Source organism: Methylocaldum sp. (genome assembly GCF_035627495.1).
GTDB lineage: Bacteria > Pseudomonadota > Gammaproteobacteria > Methylococcales > Methylococcaceae > Methylocaldum.
Map to the genome: position 1 here is coordinate 1 of NZ_DASPLO010000160.1, position 12,095 is coordinate 12,095.

Here is a 12,095-nt window from a genome sequence, read left to right on the forward strand (position 1 = left end):
AGGAGGTCTTGAATCCGTTCCCACTGATCGTCCCGTAAGCCATACCGTCGTACCATTCATCGACCTTCTTCTGAATTCACTCTCTCAATTGAATCGCTTTTGGTCGTCTTTGGCGACCCCTTAATTGAGGACACGCCCTAGGACTTTTCGGCTTCCCGGATGCGAACCTCCGCACCATCCTTCAATTTTTCAGACGGGCTGAGCACTACTTGATCGCCGGTCTTGAGTCCTTTCTTCACGACCACCAGATCGCCTATGTGTTCACCCGTTTCAACCGGGATTTTCTTGACTCGTTTGCCTTGCAGCACGAACGCGACCCTATCTGCGCCACGAGTCACAATCGCCGCGTCGGGAACGCTGGAAAGAGGCTTTTGCTGATCCGGCGTAAGTTCACGCGATAGAAAAGCCACTTTCGCACTCATATCCGGCAGGATGCGGTCGTTCTTGTCGATAAAACGAACCTTGACCAGCACCGTGGCTTTGGTGCGGTCCACGGTGGGCACGATGCGATCGACCGCGCAGCGGAATCGATCGTCCGGCAACGCGTCCAACTGGATTTCGCACGGCTGGCCGACACTCACCTGATTAAGATTCGACTCCGCCACGTCGACCTCCACTTCCAATGTATTCATGTCGGCCATGGACACCACCGAGCCCTTCGACAGCATCGTCGACGAAAAGGGAGCCAAAATGTCGCCGATATCGGCGTGCTTGCTGAGAATGACACCGTCGAAGGGAGCTCGAATGAAGGTGTAATCCAGCGACACCTGTGCACCCCGATGAGACGCCTCGGCGGCCGCGATCGCGGACTTTGCGCTTTCGACCGCGGCCACGGCCTTTTCGTGACGGGCAATCGCCGCGTCATAGAGTTCCTGCGAAACGAATTTTTTCAGCACGAGTGTGCGAAGGCGGTTCAGCGCCAGAGTGGATTCCTTCAACTCCGCTTCCGCCTTTTGCCGATCCGTTTTCGCAACCGCGACATTGGCCGCCGCCTGGTTCAGGCTGGCTATCAGATCGCGGTTTTCGAGCTGCGCGAGGATTTGATCTTTCTTGACGTAGCTTCCCTCTTCCACATCGAGTCTTTCCAAACGCCCGGTCGCCTTGGATGCCACATCCGCCTTGGTTTGAGGCACCACGTAGCCGGTGGCGTTGAGCAAGGTAAAAGCCTGCGAAGGAAAGACATTGCCGACGGTGGCGACCTCACTCTCGATACCGGAGCCTCGAAGCTTCGAATAAACAAGGACCCCCACCACGCCAACGATGACCAGCAGCCAGAGCATTCTTAAGCGCTTACGAGACACACCGATCCGAAAAAGGCCTAGAGACTCTCGCGCTGGCCGATCGATTCTCAATTTTGAAAGGTTATTGCTAGTCACGACATAACCAATTGACAGCTAAGGGCGTCATTTCGGCTTTATCCAATGAGTTCATCATTTGCCTAGAAACGACGCGCAACGCCTGGAGAGAGGGAGTTTATGGGGTTAATGCAAAAAAAGGACGTGCCGAATTCGGCTAGCATACTCCAAACAGGCGCTTACTGCTCCAAATTGGACGTTTAATACGCCGAACAACCTCCGCAGGCGGACCGGCGCCTGAGACTGTCATCGCTTCGACTGGCGCGAGACTTAGAGGCTTGCATGTAATCCCGAATGCTGGTCCGTGGACCGAAATTGGCGACGGGAATGAATTTAGAAGATGTGACTACGTCAACTACGCAATCAATAACAGTTCAATCACGATCGCGAAGTGAATGACGAACTTATCGTCGCGAGCTTTGATTTAACCGCATGAAACGAGCCTTTCGCGCTGAGCCGGAACGCACCTACGGCTTTAGCGAGATTGGCAAACGCCGCAATCGGGGATCAGGATAGAGCCGCCTCACCGGATTCGGGAAAACACCGGCATCGAAAGCACCCCTCAAACTGTGGCTGACTCAGTTACGTACCACCAGATAACCTATGCCACTTGGCGGCCGTAGAGATCAGAGTAATAACAGTAGCTTTGTGCTCTGGAAAACATCTGATAAGCCCGGCTATAGGGAAGAAAAACCCGATCAAATCCTGTATCCAGATCCACAAGATAAGGCGCCCTTACGCCACGGTGAATACAAGGGGAGCCAATTTGCAGCATGTCGATACCCGTGTTCCCCAAGATTCTATAAATAGAGCGGCGGCACAAAAACAGTACGCTTTTTATATTTCGCTGGAGGCAGTAGTCTCGGGCTGCACGGATGAGCCCTAATAAAATTTCAGGTTCCGCAGCCACTTTCGCTTGGGGTTGGCGAAAGTTATCAAGTACGAGGAGCCGAGAAAATTCGGCTGCCATGGCATTGTTGTTGGTACCGGGAACTTCAATGTCAACGATGTTAGTCATCGGCAGAGCACTCATCTTATCTATGATCAAGCGCGCTGCGCCAATCCATCCGTTCCTTAACCGCTCCCTAACTAAAAAGTGAATCGCCTGACTGTCGTACTGATCTTGTTCCATTTGGGCAGTGAATTTACCCGCATCTTCAAATCCCTTTTCTAAGCAAAACACCTTGTATCTCAAATTGAAGTGAATCTCTTTACTTTCTGGTGTATTTGCCAACACGACCTCGTAGCGAGTGTCAAACATCACGCGTTCTCCTTAAATCCAACTTAAGTCAAGCAGAGTCTGATGGTCTATCGAACGAACAGATTTGATCCCAGGTGCCTGCCGCGACTCATCGCGTCCTAAGGGTACACAGCTCTTTGGCAGGACAGGGCTTGGCAAAATGATCACGCAATACACGAGGAGGCTTTTAAGCAAGAAAAGCGCCAACGAGCAAATTACTAGATACGATAGATAGTTCTTGGAATCGATTCAGAAATCACCGCGGCCTTGTGTCGCCTTAGCGCGACACAATCTAACGATTTACTGCAACTCGCTGAAAAACATCGGCTATGGCTGTCTCCGACTGGCGTCAGCGTTACTTGGCAATGACTGAACCAGACAACCATGGAACGAGCGAATTTAGCGCCTAAAAAGATTTGCGATTTTTAAAACGGAGGCGGGGCGGCTAGCCAGAGCCGTGATGAATACCGTATTGATGAACCGATTGCCTTAATCGGCCTTGGCGGATCGCGGGTTGACTCTTTAGCGGGCGGCGCCGGTACCTTAACGGATGTTCCAGATGAAAAGCGTTAAGCCGGCGTATCCAATTCAAATTGGGGTCTGCCCCCCCCCCAGCACGAAAATATTCCTCAATATGGCCACAACTTGCCTTTTTGGGTGATGAAATCCCATACATCAGGGCAGTCGCGCTTGATGCCGGACATCACTTCATCCACAGGACCAATGCAGGGAACTCTTAGACCATGGTAATTGACCGGCTCACCTATTTGAGTGAATCGAATTCCAAACCGCTTGAGCAATCTCAGCAACTGCAGCTCCATAACCGCATACCAAAGCTTAATATTGTTCTGGGCGCTCATCTGCACGATTGCTTGAAACAGCCCCAGAGTAATGTGAGGAATGAGTCGCCGCTCGTCCATATCGTCCGAGAGATTTTTTCGCTCGGCAATACCATGGCTAGTCTCGGGCTCCCCTAAGCGGCGCCGGAATTGCTTGGATACGGCAAAACGAGAAATTTCAGCTATCTGTTTACGCTCAAAATTAAGCGAGATGTTTGATTCGACTTCCGACGCAAATGAGCAATGGCCTTCAATTGGAAAACCATTTTTCAGATTTTCGCCATCGGCAAGGACCAGTCTTACAGTGGCCACCGCAGCCCCAGAGTTTGAGTGTCGAATCAAGGAATGGACGGCTCTTTGATCGAATTGGTCCTTTTCCAAACCATCGGGAAAGGATGCGGCATCCTCGAAGGGATGCTCCACACAATATACCTGAAACCTCAAAGCCATAACTTGGTCGACAAATTCAGCCGTATTCGCCGGCTTAACCTCAAAATAATTATTAAAAATATCAAACCAGTTTTTAGTCATGGCTGATTCCTGATGAGCCCAATATTCTCAGTGTAGTGTAAGCTTAGCTGATAAGAAGATACCAGCTTCGCCTTAAGCAAAGTTACGCTTTGGATGATACAACTCTTATGAACTTCGATTACTTATCCGCTTTTTCGAGAAATATCGGCTGGATAACATATGAAGAACAACAAATATTACGAACCAAACGTATCGCCATAGCAGGACTCGGCGGTGTCGGCGGAAGCCATCTATTGACCCTAACACGCCTCGGCGTCGGCGGTTTCAACATTGCCGATATGGATATTTTCGAACTGGCAAATTTCAACCGGCAAACCGGCGCCGACGTTAAAGCAGTCGGACTATCGAAAGTTGAAGTGATGGCGGTAAAAGCACGGGAAATCAATCCTACCCTGGAGCTACGGTCGTTTTCGGAGGGTGTTACCGAAGCCAACTTAACGGCTTTCTTAGACGATGTTGATCTTTATATTGATGGGCTGGATTTTTTCGCTTTAGACATACGTGCCAAAGTCTTTGCTGCTTGCACCAAATTGGGTATTCCGGCAATTACAGCAGCGCCGCTTGGAATGGGAGTGGCGCTGCTGAACTTCCTTCCTGGGCGAATGACTTTCGAAGAGTATTTCGGATTGGAGAATCAACCGGAGAACGAACAAATTGTTCGGTTCCTGATGGGGTTGTCGCCGGGAATGCTGCAGACTTCGTATTTAGTCGAACCCCGCGCCGTCAATCTTGCCCTGCGTCGTGGTCCCTCTACTGCCATGGCCTGCGAACTTTGCGCCGGAGTTGCGGCGACAGAAGCTTTGAAAATCCTACTGCGAAGAGGCAAGGTGTTCGCCGCTCCATGGGGGATTCATTTCGATGCATACCGCAACAAATTGATCCGCACGTGGAGACCCGGAGGAAATCAAAACCCCCTCCAACGAATAGGACTGAGGATTGCGAGGAAAAAATTTCTGGCGAAAGCATCTGAGCGTTCTTCAGTGCAAACCAAGTCACAACCTTCCCCGATCGAGCAAATTCTCGAACTTGCCAGGTGGGCACCCAGCGGCGACAACACGCAACCTTGGCGCTTCGAGATCATCGCCGATAACCACATCGTCATTCATGGGTTCGATACCCGGGACCACTGTGTTTACGACTTTAAGGGTCGCGCCAGCCAGATCGCAATTGGCGCTCTTTTGGAAAATATCGCAATCGCCGCTAGTAGTCGTGGATTAGCGGCCGACTGGACGTTGCGCCCGGATAGCCCGGAAACGGCTCCGACAATCGATGTTTACTTTTCACCTGATCCGGCAATCAAGCCAAATCCTCTCATCCCCTATATTCCGGCGCGCGCAACTCAACGCAGGGCAATGAAGCGGCGACCGCTTAACGCCCAAGAAAAGATGCGTCTGACCGAGAGCCTGGGGGACAATTACACTGTCTTGTGGCTGGATAAATCCGAAGATCGGTTGAAGAGCGCCTGGCTGATGTTTCGGAACGGAAAAGTTCGGCTGACGATGCCGGAGGCATATGAAGTGCATAAGAACATTATTCAATGGAATGCCCGCGTTAGCGAAGACCGAATTCCCGATCGGGCGGTAGGTTTGAATCCGTTAGCCCTAGGTCTCATGAAATGGGCGATGAGGAAGTGGTCCAGGGTCAATTTCCTTAACACCTACATGGCTGGAACCTTAATGCCGAGAGTGGAGTTGGACTTGATCCCTGGAATCTTTTGCGCCGGGCATTTCGCTCTACTGACCGATAAGCCGCCGGCCTCAATCGGGGACTATCTATCCGCAGGCCGCGCTTTGCAGCGCTTCTGGCTGACCGCCACTCGGCTGGGATTGCAGTTGCAACCGGAGATGACCCCCTTGATCTTTGCAAGCTACATCCGGGAGTCGGCCAAGTTCACTTGCCTGGACGCCGTTGAGAAGCAAGCAAAGCGTTTAGCAAACGAACTAACCGATCTTCTAGGCGACGAATTCGTCCCAAGAGCAGTATTTATGGGCAGAATCGGGGAAGGACAACAGCCGGAAGCACGCTCGATCCGTAAACCGTTATCCGACCTGCTGATTGGTAGATAGCCGGAGCGGATTCTCTAGCAAATACTCGCTCGGCCAATCGGCTTGAAATGACATTGCCGCGGTATTAAAACGAATACCGAAACTCGCCATATACCCTGTCCTTGGCATCGAATTGCCCGAATAACCCAGTAGGCGCGCCGCCGAAAGCATCGGCTCCGACAACCATACGCCAGTTCGTCAGAAACTCCCAGGTTACCTTGGCCTGCACATTCCAGTCGGACCTATTCAAGCTATGTATAAAAAGCACCTCGGGTTCCACCTTCGGATGAAAATACCGTGTACTGACCAGCGCGGACACCCCACTCTCCAACTCGTCTGGAATCATGTCCTGATCATGATGGCTAAACCAGCGCTGGAAAAACTGTAGGTTCAGGCGGGTGTCTTCGACAAAACTGAAGTCGAGTCCAAGAATGTAATCGAGAAAATCCTGTGATACCAGCCCATCCGAATCGGTAAGCCGCGTCACCAAAAAAGGCTGGTCCACCGTGTAAATAGCCTCGCCTTTTAGTACGAACGGACCGAAGTCTTTGGCAAGTGTGCTACCGACCTGGTGAATCCTCTTGTGAATGGGGCGATAGGTTATAGTCGGCGCGGGAGCCAGCACAACATTACGCGCAAAGGCAGGAGAAAGATCCAACCCGCTATAGTAGAACAACGAGGTGTCCCAGCCGGATTGGAGATAGGACAATCTCAGCCCGTAAGCGGTATTTTCAAGGGTATTGTTGGGGCGCTGGTCATTCTTGATTACCGTGGAGAGCCCCGGCGTCGGAGGCGGATTGAAAGGAAAAAACTCCGAACCGACTTTGCCGATGTCGTTATAAGTCATGTAAGGAATCCATATCGCCTCCCCGTGAAATCCTCCTTTGAAGTACTCGGCCCGCATCGCCCACTGCGGTATGCGCAGCAGATCAAAATCGGGAAGCACGAACTGGCGCAGGTCCTTCGCGGATACTACATCGGCGAAAAACAGCCCTACCATTTCGCCCCAGATGATGTGCTGGCGCCCGAAGCGAAAATCCCAATCCCCCGTTGAATAATCCAGATATGTTTCACGAAACATCGGCTCGAAACGCTGGTCGTGTCGCACCGACTCGGGATAAAAATCGGTCAAATCGTAAATCGCATCGTACATCAACCGACCGCTCGCTTTCCACTTCAGGCTTTCACCCCAACTGCCGTGGGTGCCCAATTCCAGCAAGTTACGAAATTTCGACCAATGGTCGGGCGATGCATAAGTGTAAGCCAGCTCACTCTGAAAGAATCCGTTCAAATCAGGCCATAGACTCGGTTCATCGACCGTCTTCCGTTCCACCTCGAACAACTCGTCGACCGAGGCCGGCTCTTTGTTTTCTTTTTTTTCGTTTTTCAGATCGAATAATTCGTCGATAGAATCCGGCGTTTCTTTTTCCAGATCTGCCGCAACGCCCTCTATCGAACTGAAAAAACAAATAAAAGCCAAAATGCCGCACAGACTTAAGCGAAATAATCGCGGGAAATGACTCACGGAATAGTACTCCAAGCCAGGGAAGATGCGGTTACGGAACCGTTATCTGACCATCGCCGATTCTGATGACCCTCTCCGCCATTTCCATAACTCGATGGTCATGTGTTGAAAAAATGAAGGTCGTTTTTTCTTCCTGATTGAGTTGCTTCATCAACTGCAAAACACCTTCACCCGTCTTGGAATCAAGATTGGCGGTTGGTTCATCCGCCAGCACAATGGCCGGATGCCCCGCCAGGGCTCTCGCTATGGCAACCCGCTGACGCTGTCCGCCGCTCAACTCCGAGGGCTTGTGCTTTGCGAAATCGGCAAGGCCAACGACTACCAGATAATGAGCCACGCGCCTACGCCGCTCCTTGGGCGAAATGTCCTTTCTGTACAACAGAGGATATTCGACGTTCTCCCAGGCGGAAAGAACCGGTAGCAAATTGAAGGTTTGAAAGATGAAGCCGAGGGTTCGTGCTCGGAGGTCGGCCAACTGATTCGGCGTTTTCTTGCCGACTTCTTCATCTCCGATGTAAATTTCGCCCCGCGTCGGTGTATCGATACAGCCGACCAGGTTTAGCAAGGTAGATTTTCCGCTCCCGGACGGCCCCGCTATGGCAATGAACTCACCTTCCTTGATCTCCATGGAAACGTCCCTAAGGGCTTGGACCGTCTGTTTTCCTAACTTATACTCCTTCCAGACATGTTCCACGCGAACCTTCGTCATATGAGTTGCCATACCTCGCTAAGAGTTACCCGGCTATACTTATAATTTATGCGAGTGTGTTTCGATTACGCCGAGCAACAAGATTTTTTCAGAATTGACGCTCTACCATCTTTCACTCGCATCAAGCCTCAATCTTGGCTCATTCATAGAATGATAGCCGAGTTCAGTAACAGCTAGGAAACAATAATCAAAACTTTTATGACAAGAAACCTTAACCTGAAACGGTATGCTTTTACCGCCATCCTCGCTTTACTCTTAGGCGCAGCACTGTCTAGCGCACCGCAAGCCAATGAGGTGCCGGACCCTGCCCAGATCGTGGCCAAAGCAGACCGTATCCGCTTCCCTCAAGAGGGATTCCAAGTAGATATCAGTATCACCACTACCACTCCGGACAGCGAACCCGATGTGCGGGAATACCGTGTCTTATCAAAAGGAAACGAAAATACGGTAATTTTGACGACCGCACCGGCCGCCGATCGCGGCCAGATAATGCTCATGAGAGGTCGCGACTTCTGGGCCTTTATGCCCTCGGTATCGCAACCGATACGTCTTCCATTATCTCAAAAGCTTACCGGTCAAGTGGCTAATGGCGACTTGGCGAGGGCAAACTTTGCGGGTGACTATAATCCTAAAATTACGCGAACTGAGGAAATTGAAGGCCGGAAATATTATGTCCTTGAACTTACGGCCGTAGACCGGGGGGTTACCTATCCGCGAGTGCTGTATTGGGTAGATAAGGAAAATCACAAACCTTATAAGGCAGAGTTCTACACCTTATCCAACCGATTATTTAAAACCTGCCGGTTTCAGAAATTTGAATCTATGGAGGGTGAAGTACGGCCTACTCAGCTAGTAATGGAAAACGCCCTTAAAAAAGACGAACGGTCGATTTTGGATTATAAGAAAATGAAGCTCAAAGATTTACCGGACAAGGTCTTCACTAAAGATTATCTGAAGAAGCTGCAGGAGTGATGGCGTAACAAACGCCACTCTGCGACACTCAAAAGCCTCTTACTCTTAAATGTTACTCCGCAAAGCTTCCACTATCGGTATACGAATGACCCTTCGAGCGGGTATTATCGCCGCAAGAGCTGCTGCAAGAAACCCCACTACGAAGGCCACGCCAATCACATGGGGAACAACACGCACGATAGCTGTGTACCCCATATCCGAATTTGGTGGTGGCGGCATCGAGATGCCAAAAGCCGATATGCCCCAAGCAAGTGATACCCCAAGAAAAGCCCCCACCACCGCACCTACAAGCCCCAGAATAGAGTATTCGAGAATAATTAATTTAAAAACATCCCGAGGTTTATTTCCCAGAGCCATAAGAGTACCAAATTCACCCGTCCTCTCGTGGAGTGCCATGTTTACACTATTGGCTACGCTCAAAAGCACCATGACCAAAATAATAATTTCCAAAACCGCGAACTGACGCCGATACATATCGACGGTTTTTTGATAGAAATCCGCGAGCACGTACCAAGGTTTCACTTCATATTGATCAAATGGCAATTGCGCCATTAACTTTTTAGCAACGCGATCGGTATCCGCCGTATCATTTAGCGCGAATACCAATGCGTGAATTCCAGGTGTAGCCAGAAGGTCCTGTGCCGCTCCCAGGGAAATCCGAACGGCACGATCATCGAAATCCTTCGAAAAACTTTGAAATATTCCGATTACGGTAAACTCAAGGCTATTTAGAGCACCCCCGGGCGTATTAACAAGAAGTGTCAAGGGATCGCCCGGTTTGATTTTAAGTGAGTGCGCAAGACCTTTCCCTACCAAGATGGCCATTGAATCGGTGTCATTCAGCTGCTCACCCTCTACGATGGACAACATACTGCCCACCTGCTTCTCTTTGGCGGGTTCGACGCCTTCTCCCAGAATCGGGTAATCGGAGCGTCCGTTATTTGCAAGACCCGAAAAGCTCACCCGTTTCATGACTTCAGCAACTTCCGGCCATGTCCGGAACTGATCGACGAGTCCGCCGGTATCTTCCATCAGAAATTTGTATGGGTCGCGCCTCCCAATGGTCGAGAATCCGCTTCTGTATACCTGCAAATGTCCAAGCTGAGAATGTATCGTCGACTCGCGTAACTGAACAAAAATATCTTCGATAAACCCACCGACCAACGAGATACCCGCAACGCCTAAGGCAATTACAGTCAGAGTCAGAACAGACCTTACAGTTTGTCGAAATAGATTTCTCAGTACGAATATCAGCATGGATTGAGTCAGATAGGAGACGCCGTCCGGTTAACGTGATTTTCTCAATGCCTCGACTATGGCAAGCCGGGAGGCCTTCCACGCCGGAAATACACTGGCCAGAAAAGTGAACAAGAGGGCGACTAGCACAGCCTTGGCAATCAGTGGCCCAGTGATAAATATTTCAGCCGTATAACCGGTGCTCGTGCCGGGGGCCGGCGGCATGGGAATGCCAATTGCCGATATGACCGCGCCCAAACCGCAGCCAATCAAAACGCCCAATATGCTGCCGATAAGTCCCAACATGAAGCCTTCGGCCAGAAAAAGCTTGACAATTTCTAATCGTTTGAGCCCCAAGGCCATCAATGTGCCAACCTCGTTCGTACGATCCATTACACTCATGATCAATGCGTTGGATATACCCAGCAAAATCATGAATCCGATAATCCCTCCCAAAACATTCATCTGTTGGGAAAAAAGCCTCACAGTCTTATTGTAGAAATCGGCGAGATCGTACCAAGGAATGAATTGGAACTCTCCGGTTTTTCCGATGAATATCTGCTGGATTCGCTTGAGCGTTCTTCGTGTATCGGCAGTGTCGTCAAGTAAAATTGTCCATCGGTGCGCCCCCGACACTCTGAGGAGTTTCTCCGCCGTAATCAAAGGCACGCGCAAAGCGGAGTCGTCGAACGCCTTATTTGCCGTCGAAAAAACTCCGACGACATCAAGCTCCACCGCATTAATTCCCCCGGAAACGGTGTTCGCCAGCAAAACCACTTTGTCGCCTGACTTTACCCCCAGGTTAGCGGCGAGACCGTTACCAATAATTACGCTTTGGGATTTATTTGGGTCGAGTCCCTCACCCTGCTGAATAGAGAGGTCCGGTTTAAATGCTTTCTCTTTCTCGGGATCTATACCTTCTCCAATAAAGCCGATCGTGGTGTCCCCATAACTGAGCAGTCCACTGAAGCTGAGCCGTGGCGCCACCATCTTTACGCCGGGCAGTTTCACAAGCAATTCCCGTTCAGCAGCCGAGTGCGGCAACAGAAACTTGTGCGGATCGACCGAGCCCTGATCCAAATAACCAGGCCTAACAACTTGGATGTGGCCAAGCCGAAAAAGGATGGTCGACTCCCTCATGGCCCAAAAAATCCATTCAATAAATCCTCCTGCAAGCAGAAGCGCAATGATGCCGACACTAATACCGGAGAGCATAATCGAGGTCCGTCGCGGTTGCCTCCAAAGATTACGTAACGGCAACTCTAAGCTTGATTTCATGGGTGAGAAGTTTTTTTACGAGGAGAGTTTTCCTGATTAACAAAAACGTTCAGGTGACCAATAAAAACGACCGATCAAGATTATTTTAGCGCGTCTATTAAGGCGAAAGCTGGGGCGATGGTGATTGGTTACCTAACCGATGGTCTGGGTTAACCTCTCTATCGCGCCCTCGCCCCAATGCCGTTACGTTACGGCAGAGAGCACCGGAGGAGGGCCGCCCGGCTATGAGTAATGGTCAAATTTTGTGTACGGGGCGGACTCAGGCGGCGATTTTCTCGGCGTCTTCCCGAACTCCGTCCTTGAACACGACTCCCTCGATAACCTGAGCCAAGCGGGGAATGCCATTGAGTTTTCGCCAGTGCCGC

At 50.7% G+C, this 12,095-nt stretch carries 9 protein-coding genes; 2 read left to right on the forward strand and 7 right to left on the reverse strand.

The features are described from left to right. Nucleotides 1-137 precede the first annotated feature (137 nt). The 3 genes from VEB01_RS14050 to VEB01_RS14060 form a co-directional block, all read right to left on the reverse strand. Entirely contained in the window at nucleotides 138-1,280 is a 1,143-nt protein-coding gene (locus tag VEB01_RS14050) for an efflux RND transporter periplasmic adaptor subunit (RefSeq protein WP_324876457.1), read from the reverse strand. Between the two features lie 676 nt (nucleotides 1,281-1,956). Next, on the reverse strand, nucleotides 1,957-2,616 hold the full coding sequence (locus tag VEB01_RS14055; protein WP_324876459.1) for a GNAT family N-acyltransferase: 660 nt from the start codon (nucleotides 2,614-2,616) through the stop codon (nucleotides 1,957-1,959). A 608-nt stretch (nucleotides 2,617-3,224) separates the two neighbouring features. Beyond that, nucleotides 3,225-3,965: a PEP-CTERM/exosortase system-associated acyltransferase gene (locus VEB01_RS14060; protein ID WP_324876461.1), complete on the reverse strand. Its 741-nt coding sequence runs from the start codon at nucleotides 3,963-3,965 to the stop codon at nucleotides 3,225-3,227. A gap of 107 nt (nucleotides 3,966-4,072) precedes the next feature. Between VEB01_RS14060 and VEB01_RS14065 the strand changes: the two genes are divergently transcribed. Next, nucleotides 4,073-6,031, forward strand: coding sequence for a ThiF family adenylyltransferase (locus tag VEB01_RS14065; RefSeq protein WP_324876462.1), 1,959 nt, complete (start codon nucleotides 4,073-4,075; stop codon nucleotides 6,029-6,031). 64 nt (nucleotides 6,032-6,095) lie between these two features. Here VEB01_RS14065 and VEB01_RS14070 read toward each other — a convergent pair whose 3' ends face one another. Together VEB01_RS14070 and VEB01_RS14075 are read right to left on the reverse strand one after the other, a co-directional pair. Next, nucleotides 6,096-7,535 (reverse strand): DUF1302 family protein, encoded by a 1,440-nt coding sequence (locus VEB01_RS14070; protein WP_324876464.1) that lies wholly within the window; start codon nucleotides 7,533-7,535, stop codon nucleotides 6,096-6,098. A gap of 31 nt (nucleotides 7,536-7,566) precedes the next feature. After that, a complete protein-coding gene (locus tag VEB01_RS14075; RefSeq protein WP_324876466.1) occupies nucleotides 7,567-8,244 on the reverse strand; it encodes an ABC transporter ATP-binding protein in 678 nt (225 codons plus the stop codon). 198 nt (nucleotides 8,245-8,442) lie between these two features. Between VEB01_RS14075 and VEB01_RS14080 the strand changes: the two genes are divergently transcribed. Then, entirely contained in the window at nucleotides 8,443-9,216 is a 774-nt protein-coding gene (locus VEB01_RS14080) for an outer membrane lipoprotein-sorting protein (RefSeq protein ID WP_324876468.1), read from the forward strand. Between the two features lie 45 nt (nucleotides 9,217-9,261). Here the strand turns inward: VEB01_RS14080 and VEB01_RS14085 are convergent, their stop codons facing one another. Then, on the reverse strand, nucleotides 9,262-10,473 hold the full coding sequence (locus VEB01_RS14085) for an ABC transporter permease (RefSeq protein WP_324876469.1): 1,212 nt from the start codon (nucleotides 10,471-10,473) through the stop codon (nucleotides 9,262-9,264). A gap of 30 nt (nucleotides 10,474-10,503) precedes the next feature. Beyond that, nucleotides 10,504-11,667: an ABC transporter permease gene (locus tag VEB01_RS14090; RefSeq protein ID WP_324876471.1), complete on the reverse strand. Its 1,164-nt coding sequence runs from the start codon at nucleotides 11,665-11,667 to the stop codon at nucleotides 10,504-10,506. Between the last annotated feature and the right edge of the window lie 428 nt (nucleotides 11,668-12,095).